Origin of the sequence: Bradyrhizobium sp. HKCCYLRH1030, assembly GCF_051168395.1 — a bacterium.
Lineage (GTDB): Bacteria > Pseudomonadota > Alphaproteobacteria > Rhizobiales > Xanthobacteraceae > Bradyrhizobium.
Genome location: NZ_JBNPUY010000006.1, coordinates 1 through 23,868 on the forward strand (window position 1 = coordinate 1; position 23,868 = coordinate 23,868).

At 65.5% G+C, this 23,868-nt stretch carries 20 protein-coding genes; 7 read left to right on the top strand and 13 right to left on the bottom strand.

The features are described from left to right. Positions 1–522 precede the first annotated feature (522 nt). Positions 523–1,740, bottom strand: coding sequence for a cytochrome P450 (locus ACQR1E_RS18450; protein ID WP_434897399.1), 1,218 nt, complete (start codon positions 1,738–1,740; stop codon positions 523–525). 280 nt (positions 1,741–2,020) lie between these two features. Between ACQR1E_RS18450 and ACQR1E_RS18455 the strand changes: the two genes are divergently transcribed. From ACQR1E_RS18455 to ACQR1E_RS18465, 3 genes are all read left to right on the top strand, one after another. Beyond that, positions 2,021–2,707, top strand: a complete 687-nt coding sequence (locus ACQR1E_RS18455; protein ID WP_434897501.1) for a TetR/AcrR family transcriptional regulator — start codon at positions 2,021–2,023, stop codon at positions 2,705–2,707. Position 2,708: 1 nt separating this feature from the next. Continuing rightward, positions 2,709–3,899 (top strand): efflux RND transporter periplasmic adaptor subunit, encoded by a 1,191-nt coding sequence (locus ACQR1E_RS18460; RefSeq protein WP_316170596.1) that lies wholly within the window; start codon positions 2,709–2,711, stop codon positions 3,897–3,899. An 80-nt stretch (positions 3,900–3,979) separates the two neighbouring features. Continuing rightward, positions 3,980–7,078 carry a MexW/MexI family multidrug efflux RND transporter permease subunit gene (locus ACQR1E_RS18465; protein WP_315715753.1) on the top strand — a complete coding sequence of 1,033 codons (3,099 nt, stop codon included), beginning with the start codon at positions 3,980–3,982 and terminating at the stop codon, positions 7,076–7,078. Between the two features lie 121 nt (positions 7,079–7,199). Here the strand turns inward: ACQR1E_RS18465 and ACQR1E_RS18470 are convergent, their stop codons facing one another. The 11 genes from ACQR1E_RS18470 to ACQR1E_RS18520 all read right to left on the bottom strand — a co-directional run bounded on the left by ACQR1E_RS18470 (position 7,200) and on the right by ACQR1E_RS18520 (position 19,324). Beyond that, positions 7,200–7,481: a hypothetical protein gene (locus ACQR1E_RS18470; protein WP_434897400.1), complete on the bottom strand. Its 282-nt coding sequence runs from the start codon at positions 7,479–7,481 to the stop codon at positions 7,200–7,202. A gap of 25 nt (positions 7,482–7,506) precedes the next feature. Continuing rightward, on the bottom strand, positions 7,507–8,337 hold the full coding sequence (locus ACQR1E_RS18475; RefSeq protein WP_434843590.1) for an ABC transporter permease: 831 nt from the start codon (positions 8,335–8,337) through the stop codon (positions 7,507–7,509). 64 nt (positions 8,338–8,401) lie between these two features. Beyond that, complete coding sequence (locus ACQR1E_RS18480) at positions 8,402–9,343, bottom strand: ABC transporter permease (protein WP_315715755.1); 942 nt, start codon at positions 9,341–9,343, stop codon at positions 8,402–8,404. Positions 9,344–9,488: 145 nt separating this feature from the next. Then, the gene (locus ACQR1E_RS18485; protein WP_315715826.1) at positions 9,489–11,000 is read right to left on the bottom strand and encodes an ABC transporter substrate-binding protein; all 1,512 of its coding nucleotides are present in this window, start codon (positions 10,998–11,000) and stop codon (positions 9,489–9,491) included. An 84-nt stretch (positions 11,001–11,084) separates the two neighbouring features. After that, positions 11,085–11,795, bottom strand: a complete 711-nt coding sequence (locus ACQR1E_RS18490) for a DUF1028 domain-containing protein (RefSeq protein WP_316186855.1) — start codon at positions 11,793–11,795, stop codon at positions 11,085–11,087. Between the two features lie 15 nt (positions 11,796–11,810). Then, a complete protein-coding gene (locus ACQR1E_RS18495) occupies positions 11,811–13,613 on the bottom strand; it encodes a gamma-glutamyltransferase family protein (RefSeq protein WP_434897401.1) in 1,803 nt (600 codons plus the stop codon). A 48-nt stretch (positions 13,614–13,661) separates the two neighbouring features. Next, positions 13,662–14,657, bottom strand: a complete 996-nt coding sequence (locus ACQR1E_RS18500) for an ABC transporter ATP-binding protein (protein ID WP_316186853.1) — start codon at positions 14,655–14,657, stop codon at positions 13,662–13,664. Beyond that, positions 14,654–15,637 (bottom strand): ABC transporter ATP-binding protein, encoded by a 984-nt coding sequence (locus tag ACQR1E_RS18505; protein WP_315826390.1) that lies wholly within the window; start codon positions 15,635–15,637, stop codon positions 14,654–14,656. The genes ACQR1E_RS18500 and ACQR1E_RS18505 overlap by 4 nt, the downstream gene beginning before the upstream one ends. A 34-nt stretch (positions 15,638–15,671) precedes the next feature. Next, positions 15,672–16,637 carry an ABC transporter permease gene (locus ACQR1E_RS18510; protein ID WP_315715760.1) on the bottom strand — a complete coding sequence of 322 codons (966 nt, stop codon included), beginning with the start codon at positions 16,635–16,637 and terminating at the stop codon, positions 15,672–15,674. A 2-nt stretch (positions 16,638–16,639) separates the two neighbouring features. Next, a complete protein-coding gene (locus ACQR1E_RS18515) occupies positions 16,640–17,620 on the bottom strand; it encodes an ABC transporter permease (RefSeq protein ID WP_315715761.1) in 981 nt (326 codons plus the stop codon). Positions 17,621–17,728: 108 nt separating this feature from the next. Further along, the gene (locus ACQR1E_RS18520; protein WP_316186852.1) at positions 17,729–19,324 is read right to left on the bottom strand and encodes an ABC transporter substrate-binding protein; all 1,596 of its coding nucleotides are present in this window, start codon (positions 19,322–19,324) and stop codon (positions 17,729–17,731) included. A gap of 525 nt (positions 19,325–19,849) precedes the next feature. Between ACQR1E_RS18520 and ACQR1E_RS18525 the strand changes: the two genes are divergently transcribed. Both ACQR1E_RS18525 and ACQR1E_RS18530 read left to right on the top strand, forming a co-directional pair. Next, positions 19,850–20,110 (top strand): DUF6489 family protein, encoded by a 261-nt coding sequence (locus tag ACQR1E_RS18525; RefSeq protein ID WP_315715763.1) that lies wholly within the window; start codon positions 19,850–19,852, stop codon positions 20,108–20,110. A 138-nt stretch (positions 20,111–20,248) separates the two neighbouring features. Next, on the top strand, positions 20,249–21,253 hold the full coding sequence (locus ACQR1E_RS18530) for an alpha/beta fold hydrolase (protein WP_315715764.1): 1,005 nt from the start codon (positions 20,249–20,251) through the stop codon (positions 21,251–21,253). 99 nt (positions 21,254–21,352) lie between these two features. Here the strand turns inward: ACQR1E_RS18530 and ACQR1E_RS18535 are convergent, their stop codons facing one another. After that, positions 21,353–22,273: an alpha/beta fold hydrolase gene (locus ACQR1E_RS18535; protein WP_315826389.1), complete on the bottom strand. Its 921-nt coding sequence runs from the start codon at positions 22,271–22,273 to the stop codon at positions 21,353–21,355. 146 nt (positions 22,274–22,419) lie between these two features. Between ACQR1E_RS18535 and ACQR1E_RS18540 the strand changes: the two genes are divergently transcribed. Further along, the gene (locus tag ACQR1E_RS18540; protein ID WP_434897402.1) at positions 22,420–23,193 is read left to right on the top strand and encodes a hypothetical protein; all 774 of its coding nucleotides are present in this window, start codon (positions 22,420–22,422) and stop codon (positions 23,191–23,193) included. A gap of 188 nt (positions 23,194–23,381) precedes the next feature. Continuing rightward, positions 23,382–23,858: a phasin gene (locus ACQR1E_RS18545; protein ID WP_315715766.1), complete on the top strand. Its 477-nt coding sequence runs from the start codon at positions 23,382–23,384 to the stop codon at positions 23,856–23,858. Positions 23,859–23,868 lie beyond the last annotated feature (10 nt).

Consider the following 23,868-nt stretch of genomic DNA (forward strand, 5'->3'; position numbering starts at 1 on the left):
GCTCCGCGTTGACCGTTTCTTTCGAATGCCCATCGCAACCTCCTCATCGAGTGTTGCGACGACCAATTGAATCCGCCCCCGGCATTCCCCGCGCGATGGTTTGACGGCTGCTTCGCGTTCTCCCCGGTGCTCCGGGCTTTCTGGCCACCGTTGCCCGCGCGGCGCGTGAGCGCCGGCACGGGCGTGACACCAGCGTCGGGGTGTCAGGACCACGCGACTTGACCGTGCGCATCGCTGCCGTTCGTCCGCGCGAGGTTCACTCGCGCGCAGCACCGACACGCCCACCGCATCCCGCACCCGACGTTCGTGACGACCGCGAAGCGCCCCTCGTGTGAGGCGGGACGGGAGAACGTATACACGAATTCTGAAAAAAAGAAAGAAGATTCTTTCGACGGGTGAGTGTCGGCGGAAGCGGGCGGGTATCACCCTCTTCGTGTCGCCGGTCGGACCTTCCGACAGCCGCGCGTAGAGCGGATTGCGGACTGAATTGCTCCGGTCACGCCGCGCAACGTGATCCTCGCCTCAGCCGACCACACACGGCACACTCGCAAACCCGCGAAACCGCACCCGGCCGCCGCGCACTGGCTCGCCCTCGAGCTGATAGTTCGGAAACCGCGCCAAGAGCCGCCCAATTGCCACGGCGCCCTCCAGCCTTGCGAGCGCCATCCCTGCGCATTGATGGGCGCCGGTGCCGAAGGCGAGGTGGCGGTTGGCGAGGCGGGTGATGTCGAAGCGTTCGGGATCGTCGAACTGGGCGGGATCGCGGTTGGCAGCGCCGATGCACAGCGTGACCGATGTTCCGGGCGCCAACGCGATGCCGCCAAGCTCGACGGCTTCCGTCGTCATCCGATTGCCGAGCTGGTTGGAGCTCTCGTAACGCAGGATCTCTTCGACCGCGGTGCGGATCAGGTTGGGGGCCTCGATCAGCCTCTCGCGCTCGGCCGGATGCTGGCCCAGCAGGACGAGGCCGTTGCCGATCAGATTGGTGGTGGTCTCGTGGCCGGCATTGAGCAGGAAGATGCAGTTGTGCAAGAGTTCCGTCTCGCTCAGCCGCTCGCCGTCGGCCTCGCCCCGGATCAGCCGGGTCAGCACGTCGCGCTCGGGATTGCCGGGGGCCGCGCGCCGCCGCGCGACCAGGTCTTTGAGATAGGTCAGCATGTCGCCGACCGCCTGGTTGCCACGGGCGAATTGCTCGGCCGACAGCACCGGCTCGAGCGCGCCGAGGATGGCGAGCGACCAGTCGCGCAAGGGGGCGCGCTCCTCGTGCGGCACGCCGAGCAGGTTGCCGATCACCTCGATCGGGATCGCCGCGGCGAAATCCTCGATCAGCTCGAAGCGGTCCTTGGCGGCGATCCGGTCCAGCAGTCCGTCGACCAGCGCGATCAGCGCCGGCTCCATCTCGGCGATCGCGCGCGGCGACAGCGCGCCCATGATCAGGCGGCGCACCCGGGTGTGCGCCGGAGGATCGTTGAAGACGAGGCTCGTCGTGTGATGCTCGTACAGCAGCGAGTTGCCGTATTTGGGCGCGAACTCGCGCTTCTTGTCCGACGAAAACGTCCTGGTTGCCTTGTAGGCGGTGACCAGATCGTCGTAGCGGGTGAGGAAATAGGAGCCGTTGCGCATGCGCTTGACCGGGGCGTGCCGGCGCAGCGCGCGATAGGTCGGGTAGGGATCGGCGTAGAACTCCGGCGTCAGGCTCTCGAGATCGAACTGGCTGGCGAGCGCTGCGTCGTCGGTCATGTCTGGTCCTCCCGGCCGATTCTTGTTTTTGTCCCGGCGACCGTCGCACGGCGAGCGGCGGAAGAAAATGTGCCCGCCGCGGTGGTCCCCGCGCGGCCTTGCGTCCACCGACGGAGTGGTGCCCCAGATCCGCCGCTTTGAGAGGTATAAAATTGCCTTTGGCGCCGGTGAAATCCCGCCTGCAATTTCAGGGACTTGGCCGCCGACCCTGCTGCGCCGCGGCATCTTTCTTGACACAGATCAAGTGAGTATTTACTCACGGCCGATGTCCACTTTGCGCATGACAAGCGATCTCCGCAGGCAGCTGATCCTCGGTGCAGCCAAGCGCTGCTTCGCGCGTCATGGCTATGCCGGCACCACGACCAAGAGCGTGGCCGCCGCGGCGGCGATCTCGGAAGCGCTGCTGTTCAAACATTTCCCCTCCAAGGCGGCGCTCTATGCGGAGATCCTCACCGAGGAGTGCGAGACCGATCCGGATTTCGAGGTGCTGCTCAGCCAGGAACCTTCGACCGCGACGCTGGTCATGCTGATGGCCGGGATGGTCCGGCATTTCCTCGGCATTGCCGACGGCCCCAATGAGGAAGAAGAGCAGCGGCTGCGGCTGATGGCGTCGAGCCATCTCGACGATGGCGAGTTCGCAAGGCTGCTGTATACGAAGATCGATGATCTGATCGGCGCCAAGTTCGTTAGCTCTCTGGACAGCGCCGTTGCTTCCGGTGACGCCGTGCGATTGGCGGCCGCGCCGCGCGATCTGTTCTGGTTCGCGCATCACACGGTCTTGATGGCGGCATTGACGCGGCTTCCATCCATTCCCTGTGTGCCGTATGGAACTGCGGCGAGCCTGGAGCGCCAGCTCAGCGAATTCATCCTGCGCGGCATCGGACTGACCGACGCCGCCATTGCGTGCTACCTCGATCACGAATTGTCGCAACCTCCGGCCCGGCCGGCGACGGCAGAAAGTGCATGACATGAACATTGCGACGGAACCCAAGCTCTCAGGAAAGCCGGTCGACGGCAAGCCGCGCAAGCGCACCCGCCCGGTGCTGTGGTTCATCGTGGTTGGCGGCCTGCTCGTGGCGCTGGTCGGCGGTCTCGTATGGTTCAACATGTTCCGCGACAAGATGATCGCGCAGTTCTTCGCCAACATGAAGCCGCCGCCGCTCAACGTCAGCGTCGCGACGGCGAGTTCGGAGACGGTGCCGAACTTGTTGACCGCAGTCGGCGATCTCGCCGCCGTGCATCAGGTCAACGTGACCTCGGACGTCAGCGGCCGCATCACCGACATCATGTTCACGCCGGGCTCCACGGTGAAGCAGGGCGCGCCGCTGGTGCAGCTCTATGACGCGCCCGATCAGGGCGATCTCGCCAACTACAAGGCCCAGGTGACTGTGGCGCAATTGTCGCTTGATCGCGCCAAGCAGCTGGCGTCGCGCCAGTTCGGGCCGCAGGCGACCGTCGACCAGGCCCAGGCCGCCTACGACCAGGCCCAGGCCGGCATCGCCAAGACCGAGGCGCTGATCGCGCAGAAGCTGGTGCGCGCGCCGTTCGACGGCGATCTCGGCGTCCGCAAGGTCGAGGTTGGCCAGTATCTCAGCGCCGGCACGCAGATCGTGTCGCTGACCGATCTGTCGGAGCTGTGGGTGAACTTCACCGTGACGGAGAAGGACAGCGGCCAGCTCAAGGTCGGCCAGACCGTCCGCATCGGCGTCGATGCCTATCCGGGCCGGACCTTCGAAGGCAAGATCACCACGATTGAGCCGCAGATCGCGACCGACACGCGCAACATCCGCGTGCAGGCGACGATCGCCAATCCGGAGCGCATCCTGAAGCCGGGCATGTTCGCCACCGCCACCGTGGTGCTGCCGGAGAAGCCGCCGGTGCTGACGGTGCCGGAGACCGCGGTCGACTACACGCTCTATGGCGACTCGGTGTTCGTCATCAACGAGAAGAAGACCGACGACGGCAAGACCGCGCTGACGGCCGACCGCATCTATGTGCAGACCGGCGACCGCATCAACGGCCGCGCGGTGATCCTCAAGGGCCTCAAGGAAGGCGATCGCGTCGTCGCCGTCGGCCAGCTCAAGATCCAGTCCGGCGCCGCGGTCGCGATCTCCACCGATCCGCTGCCGCCGGTCCCGGCGAAGCCGCCGCGCTACTGAGCGACCTCTGATCCAATGCTGGGCCGCCCTGAGGCGGCCCGCCCGGACCTCATCTGACTTCTGCTGACGGGATTGCCGCGATGCGTTTCACCGATATCTTCATCAAGCGCCCGGTGCTGTCGGTCGTGGTCAGCCTGCTCATTCTGCTGCTCGGCCTGCGCGCCGCCTTCGTGCTGCCGATCCGGCAATATCCGAAGCTGTCCAACACCGTCGTCAACGTGACGACGGTCTATCCCGGCGCCTCCGCCGATCTGATGCAGGGCTTCATCACCACGCCGCTGGAGCAGGCGGTCGCATCCGCCGAGGGCGTCGACTACATCACCTCGTCCTCGGTGCAGGGCACCAGCACGATCCAGGTGTTCATCAAGCTCAATTTCGATCCGAACCAGGCGCTCACCGAGGTGCTCGCCAAGGTGAACTCGGTCCGCTACCTCATTCCGAAGGAATCCAACGATCCCATCGTCACCAAGACGACGGGACAGACGACCTCGGTGATGTATCTCGGCTTCTCCAGCGAGGAGCTGTCGGGCTCGGCGATATCAGACTATCTGACGCGCGTGGTGCAGCCGGTGCTGTCGACCGTCGATGGTGTCGCCGCGGCGAACATCCTGGGCGGCCAGACCTTTGCGATGCGGATCTGGCTCAATCCGGAGAAGATGGCCGGCCGCAACGTGTCGCCGACCGATGTGGCGGCGGCCATCGCCGCCAACAACTTCCAGTCCGCGGCCGGCCAGGCCAAGGGCTATTTCATCGTCTCCAACGTCACGACCAACACCGGCCTGACCGACGTCAACCAGTTCAAGCGGATGATCGTCAAGGCCAAGGACGGCGGCTTCGTCCGCATGGAGGACATCGCCACCGTCGAGCTCGCCGCGCAGAGCACCGACGCCAGCGTCGCCTTCAACGGCGAGCGCGCGATCTTCATCGGCGTCGACGCGACGCCGCAGGGCAACCCGCTCAACATCGTCAAGGGCGTGCGCGCGCTGTTCCCGGACCTCGAGCGCAATTTGCCGCCGTCGATGAAGATGAAGGTGGCCTACGATTCCACCAAGTTCATCCAGTCGTCGATCGACGAGGTCGAGCACACGCTCGGCGAGGCCGTGCTGATCGTCATCGTCGTGATCTTCCTGTTCCTGGCGTCGCTGCGCTCGGTCATCATTCCCGTCGTAACCATCCCGCTGTCCTTGATCGGCGTCTGCACGATGATGCTGGCGTTCGGCTTTTCCATCAACCTGCTGACCCTGCTCGCCATGGTGCTGGCGATCGGCCTCGTCGTCGACGACGCCATCGTGGTGGTGGAGAACATCCATCGCCATCTGGAGGAGGGCAAAGCGCCCGTGCAGGCCGCATTGCAGGGCGCCCGCGAGATCGTCGGTCCCGTCGTCTCGATGACGATCACGCTGGCTGCGGTGTATGCCCCGATCGGCTTCCTCGGCGGTCTCACCGGCTCGCTGTTCCGCGAATTCGCGTTCACGCTCGCCGGCTCGGTCATCGTCTCCGGCGTCATCGCGCTGACCCTGTCGCCGATGATGTGCTCGGTGCTGCTGCGCAGCGCGGAGGAGGGCCGCTTCGCGCGGCTCGTCAACCGGGTGTTCGGCGCGATGACGCGCTGGTACGGCCGCCAGCTCGACCGCTCGCTCGACTACCGGCCGGTGACGGCGCTGTTCGCGCTGACGATCCTCGGCCTCGTCGGCTTCCTCTACATGCACACCTCGAAGGAGCTGGCGCCGGAGGAGGATCAGGGCATCGTGTTCTCGATCACCAAGGCACCGAAATACGCCAACATCGACTACATCAACTTCTACACCGACAAGGTCGACAAGGCGTTCCAGAAGTTCCCCGAGACCGACCTTCGCTTCGTTCTGAACGGCATCCTCGGCCCGCAGGGCGGCTTTGCCGGCATGCTGCTCAAGCCCTGGGACGAGCGCACGCGCTCCTCGATCAAGCTGAAGCCGCTGGTGCAGGCGGAGCTGTCCAAGATCGAGGGCATCAACGCCTTCGCCTTCAACCTGCCGGCGCTGCCGGGCGGCCCCGGCGGCCTGCCGGTGCAGATGGTGATCAGCTCGACCAGCGGCTTCCAGGCGGTCTATGAGCAGATGGCCAAGCTGAAGGACGCCGCCCGCAAGAGCGGCATGTTCATCGTCTCCGACAGCGACCTCGAGTTCAATCAGCCGGTGGTCAAGGTCTGGATCAATCGCAGCAAGGCGAGCGATCTCGGCATCACCATGCAGTCGATCGGCAACACGCTGGCCGTACTGCTCGGCGGCAACTACATCAACCGCTTCAACCTCGAGGGCCGCTCCTATCAGGTGATTCCGCAGGTGCCGCGCGACAAGCGGATCTCGCCGGAATCGCTGTCCGGCTACTATGTCGCGACCTCGGCCGGCCAGCAGGTGCCGCTGTCGACCGTCGTCAACATCGAGACCGCGACCGACCCGAACTCGCTGACGCATTTCAACCAGCTCAACTCGGCGACCTTCTCCGCCGTGCCGATGCCGGGCGTCACTGTCGGGCAGGCGGTCGACTTCCTGGAGAAGCAGGCCAAGAACCTGCCGTCCGGCTTCAGCCACGACTATCTCGCCGACGCCCGTCAATACGTCCAGGAGGGCAATCAGCTCGCCATCACCTTCGGCTTCGCGTTGGTCATCATCTTCCTGGTGCTGGCGGCGCAGTTCGAGAGCCTGCGCGATCCGCTGGTGATCATGATCAGCGTGCCCATGGCGATCGTCGGCGCGCTGATCCCGCTGTTCTTCGGGCTGGCGACCATGAACATCTACACCCAGGTCGGCCTGCTGACGCTGGTCGGCCTGATCACCAAGCACGGCATCCTGATGGTGGAGTTCGCCAACGAGCTGCAGCTCAACGAGGGGATGGACCGCCGCACCGCCATCGAGACGTCCGCGCGCATCCGCCTGCGGCCGATCCTGATGACCACGGCGGCGATGGTCACCGGCCTGATCCCGCTCTTGACCGCGACCGGCGCCGGCGCCGCCAGCCGCTTCTCGATCGGTCTCGTCGTCGTCGCCGGCATGTCGATCGGCACCTTGTTCACACTGTTCGTGCTGCCGGCCGTCTACACCGTCATCGCCACCAACCACCAGGCCGCCGCCAAGTCGCTGCGCGCCCGGCAGATCGCCCAGTTCGACGCCGAGACCGACCACGCGCTGAAGGCGACGTGAGCGGGCAGTTTCTTTGGGTTGCTGAAGATCAACGGCGGCTGCTCCTGGCAGTCGCCGTTTTTGTCGGGCCGTCTCTTACTCCCTTTACTGGCGTCACGGCCGGCGGCGCCCGCCGCGGCGCTCAGCACAGCGGCCTCCTAAAGAACAGATGGTCGAGCAGGATCAGCAGAGCGGCGATGCCGATGATGATGAGAAACGCGAAGGCGTAGTGCAATGACCGATGGAAGTGCGCGCGATAGGCGCGGGAATATTCGTCGGTTGTCACACGGCGGAGCGTGAACCAGCCGCGCCATTCCGGTGCATGGCTCGCCATCAAGACCCGCTCGCGAAACGCCAGCGCCCAGATCACGACGCCAGCCCCCATGTCGACGATCGTCAACAATCGCAGGAGATCCTCAGCCATTCGAGCTAGCATGGAGAGACCTCGCTCACTCTTCCTGCTGCGGATCGAGCGCGTCGCGCAGGCCGTCGCCGAGGAGGTTGAGCGACAGCACGACGAGGAAGATCGCAAGGCCGGGCCAGATCGCCATCCACGGCGCGTTGGTGAGGAAGCGCTGGGCGGCGTTGAGCATGCTGCCCCAGGACGGGGCGGGCGGCTGCTGGCCCAGGCCTAGGAATGACAGCGCGGCCTCGGCGATGATGGCGGCGGCGACCGACAACGTCGCCTGCACCAACAGCGCCGGCATGATGTTCGGCAGGATGTGCCTGACCGCGATCTGCAGGTCGGTATCGCCGACGCTGCGGGCGGCCTCGACATATTCCTCGACCTTGACGCTCATCACCTCGCCGCGGGTCAGCCGGACGAAGATCGGCGTCGCCGAGATGCCGATCGCGATCATGGCATTGCCGAGGCTCGGCCCCAGGAACGCCGCCAGCGCGATCGCCAGGATCAGGAACGGGCAGGCCAGCATCGCGTCGGTGATGCGGCTGATCAGAGCATCGAGGAAGCCGCCGCGGTAGCCTGCGATCATGCCGATCGGGACGCCGATCGCCAGCGCGATGGCGACCGAGATCGCTCCGGCCAGCAGCGAGGCCCGCGCGCCGTAGATCACGCGGGCCAGCACGTCGCGGCCGAGATCATCGGTGCCGAGCCAATGCGCCGCCGACGGCGCCTTGCGCACCAGCGCCCAGCTCGTCTTGATGGGATCGTAGGGCGCCACCACCGGCGCTGATACGGCGAGCAGGATGAAGGCCGTGATCAGGCAGAACCCGACCATGGCGCCTTTGCGCTTCACCAGTCGGCGCAAGGTGCGCTGCATCGGCCGCTCGAGCGGAGCGAGGGCGCGGGCTCCGTGCGGAGCTGACAGCATCGTCTCGGCCATCTCAGCTCCTCAGCCGCGGATTGACGAGGACATAGGCGAGATCGGCGATCAGGTTCAGCATGATGTAGACGGTGGCGGTGACCAGCACGACGCCCTGCACGACGGCGTAGTCGCGATTGAACACGGCATCGACGATCAGCTTGCCGAAGCCGGGGATCGAGAAGATCTGCTCGGTCAGCACGGCGCCGGACAACAGCGTCCCGAGCTCGAGCGCGCCCAGCGTGATCACCGGCGTCAGGGCATTGCGCAGCGCGTGGCGCAGGATGACCTGGCGTTCGGAGATGCCCTTGGCGCGCGCGGTGCGGATGTAGTCGCTGCCCAGCACCTGCAGCATCGCGCTGCGGGTGTGGCGCATCAGGATCGCGGCGATGGCGTTGCCGAGCACGAAGGCCGGCATGATGGTGGCGGCGAGGCTGGCCCGCCAGTCCTCGGCGGGCGAGACGTAACCGGAGGCGGGGAGCCAGCCGAGCTGGATCGAGAACAGGAAGATCAGCATGATGCCGAGCCAGAAGTTCGGCGTCGAGATGCCCCACAGCGCAAACAGGTTGGCGGCATAGTCCCAGGCCGTCCCGCGCTTCACGGCGGAAACGATGCCGGCGGGAATGCCGATCAGGAACGCGATCACGATCGCCATCGAGGCGAGCTGCAGGGTTACGGGCAGCTTCTGCAGGATGAGGTCGCGCACCGGCATCTTGATGCGCAGCGACTCGCCGAAATCGCCCGAGAGCACGCCCTTGATCCAGTAGCCGTACTGAACCGGAAGCGGCTGGTCGAGCCGATACTGTTTGCGGATCTGCTCGATCACCGCCGGATCGCGCTCCTCGCCGGCCATCACCAGCGCGGGATCGCCGGGCAGGAGCTGTTGCAGCGAGAAGATGAGGATGGAGACAAAGATCAGCGTCGGGATGATCTGGGCGATGCGGCGGGCGAGGAACGTCAGCATGATCTGCGTCCCTCGCGGCAGTCACCCGGCGCGTCATCGGAAACCGGTCGTGCTCCCAGCGTTCCCTCCCCCACAAGGGGCGAGGGAGCGCAGCGCGCGCGAGGCGTCGCGGTCGCGTCCCAACGAAGGGGGGCCAAGTGACTGCTCACTTCAGCTTCAGGCCGATCACGCGCACCAGGCCGTCCGGCATCTGCTTGTAGCCCTCGAGCTTCTTGGTGTGCGCGATCAGGATGCGTCGGTGGTAGAGGTAGAGAATCGGCTCGTCCTCGATCTCGAGCTTGGTCAGCTTCTCGTAAAGCGCCTTGCGCTGGGCCATGTCGGTCACCAGCCGTGCGTCGCTGAGCGCCTTGTCGGCCTCGGCGTTGGCCCAGACGCTGTAGTTCTGCGGCGCGTTGCTGTGCAGGAACACGTAGCTGTTGCCGTCGGGATCGATCCGGCCGCTCCATGACAACATGAACGCCTGATAGTCGCCGGCCTCGGCCTGCTTCAACGAGGTCGCAAACTCCGTCACTCGGATCTTCATGTCGAAGCCGGCCTCGGCGGCCATCGACTGTACGACCTGGGCGGCCGCCTCGGTCTCGGCGCCCTTCGGTACCATGAAGTCGACCGCGACAGGCGTCGTCACGCCGGCCTCCTTCAGCAGCGCCTTTGCCTTCTCGACATCGCGGGCACGCACCGGGAAGGCCTTCTGATAATAGGGATGCGAGGGATTGACCCACTGGTTGCCCGGCATGAATTCGCCGTTGAAGACCACCTGGTTGAGCGCCTCGCGGTCGATCGCGAGATCGAGCGCCTGGCGCACCTTCGCGGACTGGCTGAGTGGGCCCTTGGCCTTGTCCTTGCCGATGTTGAGCGTGATGCCCTGATAGCCGAGCTCGATCGCGGTCGACAGCGCAAGCTTGGAATCGGCGCGCACGTCCTTGATGTCGGTGGCGAGCACGCGCTCGATCAGGTCGAGGGCTCCGGACTTCAGGTTCGCCAGCCGCACCGTGGCGTCGACGATCGGCTGGTAGACGATCCTGTCGATGAAGACGTTGTCCTTGTTCCAGTAGTCGGCGAACTTCTCGAACACGATGCGGTCCTGCTGGACGCGCTCGACGAACTTGTAGGGACCGGCGCAGACCGGATGCAGGCCGAACTTGTCGCCGGCCTCCTTGGCCGCCTTCGGCGACACCATCATGCCGGCGCGGTCGGTGAGCTGGGCGATCAGCGGCGAGAACGGCGCTTTCAACACCAGCTTGATCGTCAAGGGATCGACGACGTCGACATGATCGAGCGAGGCCAGCTCCGGCTTGCGGAACGAGCCGGGGAGGGTGAGATGGCGGTCGAGCGAGAACTTGGCGGCCTCAGCGTCGAACGGCTCGCCGTCATGAAACTTGACGCCGGGCCGGAGCTTGATGGTGACCTCCTTGCCGTCGGCCGAGGTCTGCTGCGACAGCGCGAGCTGCGGCACGATGTTGAGCTTGTCGTCGATGTCGAACAGCTTGTCGCAGGTCGCGGCGAAGACGATGCGGCCGACATAGGTGCGGGCCATGGTCGGATCGAGAACGTCGGGGTCCTCGGCAAGGCCGATGCGCAAGGTGGTCTGCGCCTGCGCGACCGGCCCCCAAGAGGCGACGACAACGGCCGCGACCGCGGCCAAGCACCAGTTCCTCATCATCCGATGTCCCTCACGCGAATGCAGCCTGCGTTGTTGCACTATCAATACCAACCCCGATCACGCGCCGTGCTTCCGGCTCGGTCATGTCTGGTTCGCGAGCGCGGCGGCGATGCCGGCATCAATCGTGGCGCGATCCGTGATCCCTGCCGGATTGTCGCGCGTCGGCATGAACTGCCGGAACACGGCCCAATGCTTGCGGCTAACGCCCTCCAGTCGTTCGAGCTCTGCCAGCGGATCGGGGTGATCATCGACACGCAGATCGAGCTCGGACCATTCCTCCTTGCCGTGGACCAGAAGAGCGGCCGACTGTTTGCCGCGCTTGTCACCGCCGGCGGCCTCGCCGGCCTTCATGGCCGCGATCAGGCGCAGGGCGAGGGGCAGGGCGCTGTTGGCGAGAAAGGCGTTCGCGGTTTCGTTCAGCACCTGCGGGCCGGCCAGCATGTTGCCGGCAATCGAAAAGCCACGGCCTTCGAGATGGCCGCACCAGTCGATGCAGTCGCGGCCGGTGTGGGCGGCAATCTGGCCGTTGTGATCGAGGATGTGGAGCTGGCGGCTCTCGCGGCCGGGATCGGCAGATGTCAGCAGTTGCACGATCTCGCGCGGATGCCGGCCGTCGTGCAGCAGCGTGACGCCGTCGATGCCGTAATAGGGATTGACCAGCGCCTGTGTGGCGATGCCGCCGTGGCCGGCGACGATGAAGGGCACGCGCGCGCCGACGGCGAAGAAGCGGGTGGCGACGGCGATGCCGATCCGGCCGGTGAGATCGTCCTTGGCAATGATCGACCAGGTCATCGTCGCGTTGCTCTCTTATCGTCCGGCGGCGTAACCCTGCATGCCCCGTGGATTGGCCGCGGCGCGGCGGCGGCGGCCGACGCGTGAGGCCGCGGTGAGCCGGCCTTCCGACCAGTCCGGCCCGACCTCGACGACATGGCCGCGGCGGCGCAGCTCCTCGACGGTCGCCTTGGGCACGCGGCCCTCGACCACGAGCACGCCGGGGCGCGCGGTGCGCGGCCAGAACGAGATCGGGAAATGCTCGGAGTGCCACGCCGGGGCGTCGATCGACTCTTGCAGGTTCATGCCGGCATGGACGTGGCGCAGGAAGAACTGCGTGTTCCACTGGTCCTGCTGATCGCCCCCCGGCGACCCCCAGGCGACGTAAGGCTCGCCGTCGCGCAGCGCCATGCTCGGGGACAGCGTGGTGCGCGGCCGCTTGCCCGGCACCAGCGCGGCCGGATGATCCTCCTCGAGCCAGAACATCTGCGCGCGCGTGCCGAGGCAGAAGCCGAGCTCGGGGATGACCGGCGATGATTGCAGCCAGCCGCCGGAGGGCGTCGCCGAGATCATGTTGCCTCGGGAATCGATGATGTCGAAATGCACGGTGTCGCCGCGCACCTCGCCGAAGCGGCCGACGGTCGGCTCGCCCGAGCCCATTGCGCCGACGGCCTCGCGGCGGCCTTGGGCCTCGCGCAGCTTCACCTTGGCGCCGTAGCCGTCGAGCGTGCCGGGACGCAGCTCGAGCGAGGCCTTTTCGGTAATCAGCTTGCGGCGCTCGTCGTTGTAGGCATCCGACAGCAGCGTCTCGATCGGGATGTCGGCGAAAGCAGGATCGCCGTAGAAGGCCTCGCGATCGGCGAAGGCGAGCTTCGCGGCTTCGATCTGCCAATGAATGAAATCGGGGCCGGTCGGATCGAGGCCGTCGAGCACAAAGCCCTTGAGCAGCGCGAGTTGCTGCAGCAGCACCGGGCCTTGGCTCCAGACGCCGGCCTTGCACACGGTGTAGCGGCCGTACTGATAGGTCAGCGGTGCCTCGATGGTCGGCTGCCAGCGCGCCATGTCGTCGGCTGTCAGCACGCCCTTGTGGCGCGAACCCGAGACGTCCATCACTTCCTGCGTCCGGCAGAAGCGGTCGATGGCCTCGGCGACGAAGCCCTGCGACCAGGCCTTGCGCGCGCGCTCGATCTGCGCGTCGCGATCAGCACCCGCGCTTTCGCCTTCACTGAGGATGCGTGCGTAGGTTTCCGCGAGCTGTGGATTGGTGAACAGCGTGCCCGGCCTCGGCACCTCGCCATTGGGCAGATAGAGCGCGGCCGAGGTCGGCCAATGCGTCTTGAACAGCTGCTCCACGGTCTGGATCGTCGCCGAGATGCGCTCGACAAGCGGATAGCCGTCGCGCGCGTAGGAAATCGCCGGCTCCAGCACGTCGCGCAGCCGCATCGTGCCGTAGTCGCGCAGCAGCAGCATCCAGGACTCGAACGTGCCGGGCACGCAGGCCGCGAGCAGGCCGGTGCCGGGCACCATGTCGAGGCCTTCGTTCCTGTAGTGCGCGATGGTGGCGCCTGATGGCGCCGGGCCCTGGCCGCAGATCACCTCGGTGCGCCCGCGCCTGACGTCGTGCAGGATGATCGGCACGTCGCCGCCAGGACCGTTCAAATGCGGCTCCACCACCTGCAGGGTGAAGGCCGCCGCGACGCCGGCGTCGAAGGCGTTGCCGCCGCGCTCCAGCATCGCCATGCCCACCGCGGTGGCGAGCCAGTGCGTGGAGGTGACGACGCCGAAGGTGCCGTCGATCTCGGGGCGGGTCGTGAAGGGATCGGGGTTGATGAAGCTCATGTGACTTTCATTCTGATGATCGGTCCGTCCGCACCACGACTCGTTGCCTCATGCAGGAACGGCCGCGCTCGCCGGCTGGTTCACCGCATGGCAGGCCACGCCGCCGATGAGTTCGGGCGACTGCTGCCGACAGAGATCGAATGCAAGGGGACAGCGTGGGTTGAAGGTGCAGCCCGAGGGCGGATTGATCGGGTTCGGGATCTCGCCTTTGACCGGAATGCGCTGGCGGCCGGACATCGACAGGTCCGGCACTGCGCCGAGCAGCATCTTGGTGTAGGGCATGCGCGGGTCGCTGAACAGCGTGCGGCCATCGGCGATCTCGACGATGCGGCCGAGATACATCACGCCGATGCGGCTCGCCATGTGGCGGACGACTGCGAGATTGTGGCTGATGAACAGATAGGTCAGGCCGAACTTGTCCTGCAAATCGCGCATCAGATTGAGGATCTGCGCCTGCACGGAGACGTCGAGCGCCGAGGTCGGCTCGTCGCAGACGATGAACTCGGCCTCGGAGGCGAGCGCGCGCGCGATGGCGATGCGCTGACGCTGCCCGCCAGAGAATTCGTGCGGGAATTTCTGGCCGTCGTCGGGATGCAGGCCGACCAGCGTCAGCAACTCGCCGACGCGGTCCTTGATCTGGCGCTCACCCTCGATGATGTCAAAGGCGCGGAGCGGCTCGGCGATGATGCTATCGACGCGGAAGCGCGGATTAAGGCTCGCGTAAGGATCCTGGAACACCATCTGGATGCGGCGGCGCAGCTTGCGCCGCACCTGGGCCTGGCGCGCTTCGCTCATCGACACGCCGTCGATGATGACCTCGCCCGACGTCGGCGCCAGCAGCCCGACCACCATGCGCGCGACCGTGGTCTTGCCAGAACCGGATTCGCCGACCAGCGCGAAGGTCTCGCCCTTCCTGATGCCGAAGCTGACGCCGTCGACCGCCTTCAGGAACTCCTGCGGCTGACGCTCGATCACGCGGTTGAGCCAGGGTTTCGAGACGTCGAAGACCCGGCGCAGGTTCTTGACCTCGACGAAATCGGTCATGCCGCGGTCTCCGTCGCGCGATCGTACAGATGACAGGCGACGGCCTGCGTGCCCTGGCGCAGCGGCTCCGGCCGGTCGACGCGGCAGCGGTCGAAGGCGAAGCTGCAGCGCGGATTGAACGAGCAGCCGGGCGGGATCGCGGACAGCCGCGGCATCGAGCCTGGGATCTGCACCAGCCGCTTCTCCTCGCCCGCGAGCGTCGGGATCGCGCCCATCAGCCCCTTGGCGTAGGGGTGCAGCGGGTTGTTGATCACCTCCTGCACCGGGCCGATCTCGGCGACGCGGCCGGCATACATCACGGCGACGCGGTCGCAGGTCTCGGCGATCACGCCCATGTCGTGGGTCACCAGCATCACGGCGGTGCCGTGGTCGCGGCCGAGCCGCTTGATCAGCGAGATGATTTGCGCCTGCACGGAGACGTCCAGCGCGGTGGTCGGCTCGTCTGCGATGATCAGCTCCGGCTCGGCGCACAGCGCCAGCGCGATCACGACACGCTGGCGCATGCCGCCGGAGAATTCGTGCGGATAGCCGTCGATGCGCTTCTCGGGCGCCGATATGCCGACCTCGGCGAGCAGGTCGATGGCTCGCTTGCGCGCCTGCTGCTCGGTGAGGTTGGTGTGGGTCCTGATGGTCTCGATGATCTGGTCGCCGACGCGATACAGCGGATTGAGCGAGGTCAGCGGATCCTGGAAGATCATGCCGATGCGCCTGCCGCGCACCTTGCGCATCTCCTCCGGCGGCAGGTTGTCGATCCGCAGGCCGGAGAGCTGGATCTCGCCGCCGGAGATGCGGCCCGGAGGATCGATCAGGCCGATCACGGCGAGGCCGGTGACGGATTTGCCGGCACCGGATTCGCCGACGACGCCGAGCACCTCGCCCTTGGCGATGTCGTAGGAGACGCCGTCGATCGCGCGCAGGGTGCCGCGCCGGGTCGCGAACTCGACCTGCAGGTTGCGCACGGACAGAACGGGGGCGGTCATGAGCTCAAGCCTCGGAAGGACGCATTCACGCGGGTCATCGCAGTTTCGGGTTGAGGGCGTCGCGCAGCCAGTCGCCGAGCAGGTTGATGGCGAGGATCAGTCCGGCCAAAGCGATGCCGGGGAAGGCAACGATCCACCATTCGCCGGCGAACAGATAGTTGTTGCCGATCCGGATCAGGGTCCCGAGCGACGGCATCGTTTCGGGCATGCCGGAGCCGAGGAACGACAAGGTCGCCTCGGTGATGATCGCCAGCGCGAGGTTGATGGTGGCGATCACCAGCACGGGACCGGTGGTGTTGGGCAGCACGTGGCGCAGCATGATGACGGGCGCGGGCAGGCCGATCAGTTGTGCCGCGGCGACGTAGTCCTTGTTCTTCTCGACCAGCACTGAGCTCCGCACCGTGCGCGCATATTGTACCCAGAAGGAGAGGCCGATCGCCAGCACGAGCACGACCAGCATGCTGAGCCAGTCCAGCCGGTTGCCGGACACCGACTTGGCGATGCCGTTGACCAGCAGCGCAATCAGGATCGGCGGAAAGGTGAGCTGGACGTCCGCGATGCGCATGATCACTGTGTCGACCCGGCCGCCGAAATAGCCGGCGATCAGGCCGAGGCCGATGCCGAGCGCGCCGGAAAAGGCGACGCCGAGAATGCCGACCAGGAGTGAGATGCGCAGGCCGTAGAGGATGGCCGAGAGCACGTCGCGGCCCTGCTCGTCGGTGCCGAGCAAGAACGGGCTCTGTCCGTCGGCGGTCCACAGCGGCGAAATCCGCGAGTTCAACAGCTGCAATTGGGCCGGGTCGAACGGGTTCTGCGGCGACAGCAGCGGCGCGAAGATCGCCAGCAGGAAGAACAGCAGCGTGATCACGGCCGCGGCGACCGTCAGCTTGGAGCGGCGGAACGAGTAGAACAGGTCGCTCGCAAGCGCACGCTTCAGCCATCCGTCGGCGGCGCGCGGCGTCTCGACGGGCGTGGGGTGGGGAAGGGCTGCGTCGCTCATGATCAGGCCGGACGGCTGATGGTCGCGCGCAGGCGCGGATCGACCACGGTGTAGAGGATATCAACCACGAGATTGATGGTGACGAAGATCAGCGACACCATCATCAGGTAGGCCGCCATGATCGGGATGTCGACATTCTGCACCGCCTGCACGAACAACAGGCCCATGCCCGGCCATTGGAACACCTGCTCGGTGATGATCGAGAACGCGATCACCGAGCCGAACTGCAGGCCGACCACGGTGATCACCGGCACCAGCGTGTTGCGCAGGGCATGGCCGAAATGAATCGCGCGCGTGGTCAGCCCACGGGCACGAGCGAAGCGGATGTAGTCGGTGCGCAGCACCTCGAGCATCTCGGCGCGAACCAGCCGCATGATCAAGGTCATCTGGAACAGGCCGAGCGTGATGGAGGGCATGATCAGCGCCTTCCAGCCGGAGACGGTGAACAGGCCCGATGTCCACCAGCCGAACCTGACGGTGTCGCCGCGGCCGAACGACGGCAGCCAGCCCAGCGTGACCGAGAACAGGTAGATCAGGAGGATGCCGATCAGGAAGGTCGGCAGGGAGATGCCGATCAGCGACAGCATCTGGAACAGCTTGGCGAGCAGGGAGTCGCGGTGCAGCGCCGAGAACACGCCCATCAGGATACCGCAGAACAGCGCCAGGATCGTCGCGCAGACCGCGAGCTCCAGGGTGGCGGGCATGCGCTCCTTGAGCAGATCGGAGACCGGCTGCCGGAACTGATAGGAGACGCCGAACTTGAACTGCGCCGCGTCGAACAGATAGCGACCGAACTGCACGATGAAGGGATCGTCGAGCCCGAGCGACTGGCGGATGCTGGCCCGTTCCGCGGCCGACGCGTCGATCGGCACGATCTGGCTCACCGGGTCTCCGGCGAAGCGGAACATGGCGAACGCGATGATTCCGACGGCGATCATGACGCCGATGGCCTGAATTGCTCGGCGAAGCGCGAAGGCGAGCATCTGATCCTTTCAGGTCCTTCGAGATGCGGCGGCGCGTAGCATCTGCCGCAGGAAATGAAAAGTCCCGAAAAGCAGTTCTGCTTTCCGGGACTTGTCGTTGCGTCTGGACTACTCGGTCTTGGTGGCGAGGAACAGCAGCACGGCGTTGTCGGCGCGCAGCGGAATCTTCACCTTCTTCGAGACGCCCCAGGCCACCGCCTGCTGATGCAGCGGGATGTAGCCGTAATCGTTGATGCCGATCTCGAAGGCCTGCTTGATCAGTTGATTGCGCTTGGCGGTATCGGTCTCGACCAGGACCTTGTCGGTCAGGGCGTCGAACTCCTTGTTGCAGTAATTGCCGAGATTGGCCTCGCCCCGGGTCGGGTCCTTGGCATCGTCACGGCAGCCCATGATGTCGTGCATCACGTTGTGCGCGTCCATCGAGGAGGGCGTCCAGCCGAGCAGGAAGAACGAGGTGTTGTAGCCGCCGGGCTTCAGCACCTTGGCGAAATACTGCGCCTTGGGCTGGGCGTTCAGGTTCACCTTGACCCCGATGCGGGCGAGCATGCCGACCACGGCCTGGCAGATCGCGGCGTCGTTGACGTAGCGGTCGTTCGGGCAATCCATGCCGACCTCGAAGCCGTCGGGATAGCCGGCCTCGGTCAGCAGCTTCTTGGCGGCGTCCGGATCATATTTCGGCCGGGTGAAGTCCTTCGACAGCGCATAGAGCTGCGGAGCGATCATCAGCGCCGACGGGGTCGACAGGCCGCGCATGACGCGGGTCTTGATCAGCTCGACGTCGATCGCCTTGTAGAAGGCCTCGCGGACGCGGATATCCTTGAACGGGTTCTTGCCCTTGACGTTGGAGTACAAGAGCTCGTCGCGCGTCTCGTCCATGCCAAGGAAGATCGTGCGCAGCTCCGGTCCCTTCAGGACCTGGGCATTCGGGCTGGAATCGACGCGGCCGATATCCTGCACCGGGACCGGCTCGATGACGTCGACCTCGCCGGACAGCAGCGCGGCGACGCGCGTGGCGTCGGAGGCGATGGTGGTGAACACGATCTCCTTGAGATTGTGCTCGGGCTTGCCCCACCAGTTCGGATTGACCTTGAACACGGTCTTCACACCGGGCTGATGGCTCTCGATGATGAAGGGGCCGGTGCCGTTCTCATGCAGCGCGGCGTAGCTCGGCGTGGTTGCCGACACCGGCGTCGGCGCGACCGAGTTGTTGTCCTCGCACCACTTCTTGCTCATGATGTACCACGTATCCCATTGCGAGATCAGGATGGGATTGGGGGCATCGAGCTTCACGTCGACTGTGTAGTCGTCGACCTTGATGAATTTTGCGTCCGGCGGAACGTTGGAGAGGAAGTTGGAACCGGTGGCGCGGACGCGATCGGCGGAGAAGATCACGTCGTCGGCCGTGAAGGGTTCGCCATTGTGGAACTTGACGCCCTTGCGCAGATGGAAGCGCCAGCGGGTCGGCTCGGGCGTTTCCCAGCTCTCGGCCAGCGCGGGGATGATCTTGAGATCCTTGTCGCGCGCGGTCAGTCCCTCATAGACGTGAGCATGGTGCGCAATCGTGGTCGATTCCTTGAAGGTGTAGGGATCGAGCGATTTCAGGGTGCCCTGGTTGGCATAGCGCAGGGTCTGGGCCGAAGCCGGCATGACGGCGAGGCCGAATGCGACCGCTGCCGCGATGAGCAGGGATTTGCGTCCCGACATATGTCCAAATTCTCCGCGTTTGACGCTTGGTTTTTCGGCAGGCGCGATTGTGTCCGGCCTGTTTTGCTTCGAAGTTCGTGTTGTCTGCAGCGCCTCTTGCACGAACTTCAAGAAGCAACAAGACGCCGGGCGATATGCCTGCAAGTCTGATGCCGCGCCGGAATGAACTGATCCCGTTGGCTCTGGCCTGGCGGTGCGTCGTGCGACCCGCGGCAGATCGATCCGAATATGTTGCCAGAGTTCAGCGGCGGCACACAAGTGCAGTTTGTTTAAGCCTAAACGATATGGTTATCCCCCCGCCGCCGCTGTGCGGCGCACGCGAGCGGCGGCTTCCGGGATGGGGCTGAGGGCTCGCCGGATTGACCATGTCCCGGGAATTGCGCACCTGCAGCAACGCGCCGCTTGCTAGAGGGGGGCCGGCGCGGTGATACTGGACCCCCCCTGCCGCGAGTCCGGGATGGTCTTCCTGGTGAAGGGAGCCCGGCCCGGGGCTCGCGTCGGGATGGTTCGAACAGCGGAGCGGACATGAAAGTCAATATCGAGATCGATTGCACACCGCTCGAAGCGCGGCAGTTTTTCGGACTTCCCGATGTCGGTCCGATGCAGGCTGCGGTCATGGACCGGCTGCAGAACCAGATGACGAGCAACATCGACAAGCTCACGCCCGAAGCCATCATGCAGAGCTGGTTCACGTTCGATCCCCGCTTGGCCGAACGGTTTCAGGACCTGATGCTGACCATGACAGGCCTCGGCGGCAGCCGCTCGAACGACAAGAAGTCGGCCTGACGCGGCCGACGGCCGCACGGATTACGCTTGCGCGGAACTCCGAAGGGACGTGGCGTGACGTCACGGCATGGAGCAGGCTCCATGCCGGAGCCGAAGACCGGTCGAAAAAGACCGGCTGAACACTTCAGGGGAGGACGCATGACCGATCCGTCTTGGATGCCGGCGCTGCAGTTCGCGACGACCAACGGCATCCGCATGGGCTATTACGAGGCGGGCCCCGTCAGCGACCGGCCGCCGATGATCCTCTGCCACGGCTGGCCGGAGCTGGCCTTCTCCTGGCGGCATCAGATCAAGGCGCTGGCCGAGGCCGGCATCCGCGTCATCGCACCCGATCAGCGCGGCTATGGCGCGACCGACCGGCCGGAGCCGGTCGAGGCCTATGACCTCGAGCATCTCACCGCCGACCTCGTCGGCCTGCTCGATCATCTGAAGATCGACAAGGCGATCTTCGTCGGTCACGATTGGGGCGGCTTCGTCGTCTGGCAGATGCCGCTGCGATACCCCGACCGAGTCGCGGGCGTGGTCGGCATCAACACGCCGCATCTGCCGCGCGCGCCCGCCGATCCCATCGCCATCATGCGCAAGCGGTTCGGCGACATGATGTACATCGTGCAGTTCCAGGATCCCGCACGCGAGCCGGACCGCATCTTCGGCAGCCGTGTCGGGGAGACCTTCGATGCCTTCATGCGCAAGCCGCTGCCGCGCAGCGATACGCCGCCGACGGAGCCGCCGGACGGCGGGATCGCAGCCTCGCCATCGCTCAACCTGGCGTTCCCGCAGATGATCGCAGCCTATGACGCCGCCAAGGACACGCGGCAGCCGATCCTGTCGGAGGCGGAGAAGCAGGTGTTCGTCGACACCTTCACGCGCACCGGCTTCACCGGCGGCATCAATTGGTATCGCAACATGACGCGCAACTGGCAGCGCGCCGAAGGGCTAGATCAAACGGTGCGCGTGCCGTCGCTGATGATCATGGCGGAGAACGACGCCGTGCTGCCGCCCTCGGCCGCCGACGGCATGGAGAAGCTGGTGCCGGACCTGGAGAAACATCTCGTCCGCGACAGCGGCCATTGGACGCAGCAGGAGCAGCCCGCGGAGGTCAGCGCCAAGCTGATCGAATGGCGGCGGCGACGGTTCGGTTGAAGAACGGCCGAGGCAGATTGCACGTCCGAGTGAGAGGCTGCGGCCGAGCCAAACAACAACAGATGTCGTCAAGCCTGCCGACGCAGCGCGTCGGCTCTCCTAAGCCGCCTGCGGATTCGCGCCGTGCGCGTGCTCGGCGATTGCGTCGATGATCTGCGGCCACATCGGCCGCGGAGTAGCGTGACCCATGCCGTCGATCATCAGGAGCTTGGCATTCGGAATCGACTCCGCCGTGTCCTTGCCGGCGGTGGGATGGACCAGCGGGTCGACCTTGCCGTGGATCACGAGTGTCGGCGCCGTCACCAGATGCAGCCGCGGCTTGCGGCTGCCGGAGGCCAGGATCGCGCGCAACTGACGTCCGACGCCGGCGGGATTGATGCCGCGCGCGAAGCAGCGTTCGGCGAGTGCCACGTCATTTACCTCGTCCTCGGGAAATGAGCCGACGCGCAGCGCCTTCCAGGTCTTCTGGAAGCGCTTGATGTAGTCGTCCTTGGTCTTCGGCGGCGGCGCCATCAGCAGCATCGCGACCTCGCGCGTCGGCGGCGGGATGCGCGGATTGCCGGTCGTCGACATGATCGACGTCAGCGAGCGCACGCGATGCGGAAAGGAGATCGCGATCTCCTGCGCGATCATGCCGCCCATCGACGCGCCGACCAGATGCGCCGACTTGATGTCGAGCGCGTCCATCAGGCCGACCGTGTCCTTGGCCATGTCGAGCAGCTTGTAGGGCGCGGAGACGGGAATGTTGAAGAAGCGCAGCTTGATCAGCTCGAACGGGGTCAGCCGGCGGCCGCCATGCAGCTTGCTCGATTGGCCGATGTCGCGGTTGTCGAAGCGGATCACGCGGAAGCCGCGGCTTGCGAGCTGTTCGCAGAACTCGTCGTACCAGATGATCATCTGGCCGCCGAGGCCCATGATCAGCACGAGGGGAGGGGCCGCCGGGTCGCCGAAGATCTCGTAGCAGATGTCGATACCGTTGGCGCGCACAGTCTGCGGCGGCTGATGAGCAGTTGCAGTCACTTGATCCCTCGTTCAAGGCCTTGGAACCCTCTATGGCATGGTTCTGTTGGTCGAGAGAAGCAAGCTACAAGTTCTCCCGCACCGCAGCGAAGGCGTGCTATGATAAGTTGTGTTTGAGTCTTGTATTGGTCTGAAGGAGCGTGCCGATGGCGAACAAAGCTGGCGACCCGATCGCATTCTGGCAGCAGATGGTCGGAGAGATGCAGAAGAGCTTCAGCGCCTTCACGCGGCTGCGCCCGATGGGTGCGACGCCCCGTCCATCCTCCGATGGTCCCGCAACTGGTTCAGGAAACGGACAGAAGCCCATGGTTGATCTGATGGAAAACTACTTCGCCGGCATGAACGTGCCGAGCCGTGGTCAGCTCACCGCCTTGAATGAGCGGCTCGCCTCCATCGAGGGCGAACTGGCGGAGACACGGGTGTTGTTGAAGGAGCTGCTGGCTTCCGCGCAGGTGCCCGCGACGACGCCCGCCGATCTCGCTCCGCAGTTGAATGAGATCAAGAGCGTGCTGGATTCGCTTCTCTCCGCGTCCAAGGCGCCGGCGCCAGTCGTGGCGCCGCCGCGCGACGTCACGCCGGACTTGAAGGCGATCAAGGACTTGCTCAACGAGCTTCTTGCCGCGACCAAGGCTCCGCAACCGGCGGCAAAACCCGCCGTCGACGTCACGCCCCAGTTGAGCGAGATCAAAGCATTGCTCGACCGGACGCTGAACGCCGCCAAAGCACCCGATCCGTCACCGACAGTCGCGATCGAGGCAGAGTTGCGCGAGATCCGGGCCATGCTCGACACGTTGATCAAGCCGTCTCAGCCCGTCGACGCCGCGCCCAAGGCTGATGAGGCGGCTCCAAAGCCGGCCGAGCCGGCCCGGCCGGGGAAGAACCGCAACAAAAAGCACGGCGGCGCCCCTGCCGAGCACTGAGGCTCACCCGAACGTTCCGACGTGCGGCGGGTCGCTCAGCGGTTGCCAGTCTTTTCCTCCCATCCTAGGATGGTGCATTGCAACATTTATGTTGCGTTGCACCATTCAGAATGATATAGCTGAGTCACTCCGGTTTCATAAGGGACGGAGCGAGCCATAGCTCAGAAGCATTGAGGATGGAGACAGCCATGACCACCGAGACCAATACCGTGTTCGACACCGTCAAGGACGCCTTTGCACCGGTGACCGACGCGTTCAAGAATCTGCAGACGATGGAAGTGCCGGAGTCCGCGCGGGAGTTCGTCAAGAAGACCGCGTCGACCGCCAAGGAGCGCGCTGCGGAGGCCCTCGCTGGCTCCGAGAAGGTGACGTCGGCGATCGAGACCGCCGTGTTCGACGGCGTGACCGAGGCCGGCAAGATCAGCCGGAACATTCAGCAGGCGCTGTATCAGGACACCGAGGCCTTCTTCGACGGCATCGACCGGCTGGCGTCCGCCAAGTCGATCAGCGAAGCCGTTCAGATCCAGGGTGAGCTGGCCCGTGCCCGTGGCGAGGCGCTCGTCGCCCGCGCCAAGTCGACCAGCGAGTATGTCGGCAAGCTCGTCACCGAGGGTGCCAAGCTCGCCCAGGAGAACATGGCCAAGGCCTACAACAAGACCGCCTGATCGCCTCGCG

Excerpts from the sequence above, each read along its gene's own strand:
- ACQR1E_RS18450 (WP_434897399.1), bottom strand. The coding sequence starts at position 1,740 with ATGACCGACGACGCAGCGCTCGCCAGCCAGTTCGATCTCGAGAGCCTG.
- ACQR1E_RS18455 (WP_434897501.1), top strand. The coding sequence starts at position 2,021 with ATGACAAGCGATCTCCGCAGGCAGCTGATCCTCGGTGCAGCCAAGCGC.
- ACQR1E_RS18460 (WP_316170596.1), top strand. The coding sequence starts at position 2,709 with ATGAACATTGCGACGGAACCCAAGCTCTCAGGAAAGCCGGTCGACGGC.
- ACQR1E_RS18465 (WP_315715753.1), top strand. The coding sequence starts at position 3,980 with ATGCGTTTCACCGATATCTTCATCAAGCGCCCGGTGCTGTCGGTCGTG.
- ACQR1E_RS18470 (WP_434897400.1), bottom strand. The coding sequence starts at position 7,481 with ATGGCTGAGGATCTCCTGCGATTGTTGACGATCGTCGACATGGGGGCT.
- ACQR1E_RS18475 (WP_434843590.1), bottom strand. The coding sequence starts at position 8,337 with ATGCAGCGCACCTTGCGCCGACTGGTGAAGCGCAAAGGCGCCATGGTC.
- ACQR1E_RS18480 (WP_315715755.1), bottom strand. The coding sequence starts at position 9,343 with ATGCTGACGTTCCTCGCCCGCCGCATCGCCCAGATCATCCCGACGCTG.
- ACQR1E_RS18485 (WP_315715826.1), bottom strand. The coding sequence starts at position 11,000 with ATGAGGAACTGGTGCTTGGCCGCGGTCGCGGCCGTTGTCGTCGCCTCT.
- ACQR1E_RS18490 (WP_316186855.1), bottom strand. The coding sequence starts at position 11,795 with ATGACCTGGTCGATCATTGCCAAGGACGATCTCACCGGCCGGATCGGC.
- ACQR1E_RS18495 (WP_434897401.1), bottom strand. The coding sequence starts at position 13,613 with ATGAGCTTCATCAACCCCGATCCCTTCACGACCCGCCCCGAGATCGAC.
- ACQR1E_RS18500 (WP_316186853.1), bottom strand. The coding sequence starts at position 14,657 with ATGACCGATTTCGTCGAGGTCAAGAACCTGCGCCGGGTCTTCGACGTC.
- ACQR1E_RS18505 (WP_315826390.1), bottom strand. The coding sequence starts at position 15,637 with ATGACCGCCCCCGTTCTGTCCGTGCGCAACCTGCAGGTCGAGTTCGCG.
- ACQR1E_RS18510 (WP_315715760.1), bottom strand. The coding sequence starts at position 16,637 with ATGAGCGACGCAGCCCTTCCCCACCCCACGCCCGTCGAGACGCCGCGC.
- ACQR1E_RS18515 (WP_315715761.1), bottom strand. The coding sequence starts at position 17,620 with ATGCTCGCCTTCGCGCTTCGCCGAGCAATTCAGGCCATCGGCGTCATG.
- ACQR1E_RS18520 (WP_316186852.1), bottom strand. The coding sequence starts at position 19,324 with ATGTCGGGACGCAAATCCCTGCTCATCGCGGCAGCGGTCGCATTCGGC.
- ACQR1E_RS18525 (WP_315715763.1), top strand. The coding sequence starts at position 19,850 with ATGAAAGTCAATATCGAGATCGATTGCACACCGCTCGAAGCGCGGCAG.
- ACQR1E_RS18530 (WP_315715764.1), top strand. The coding sequence starts at position 20,249 with ATGACCGATCCGTCTTGGATGCCGGCGCTGCAGTTCGCGACGACCAAC.
- ACQR1E_RS18540 (WP_434897402.1), top strand. The coding sequence starts at position 22,420 with ATGGCGAACAAAGCTGGCGACCCGATCGCATTCTGGCAGCAGATGGTC.
- ACQR1E_RS18545 (WP_315715766.1), top strand. The coding sequence starts at position 23,382 with ATGACCACCGAGACCAATACCGTGTTCGACACCGTCAAGGACGCCTTT.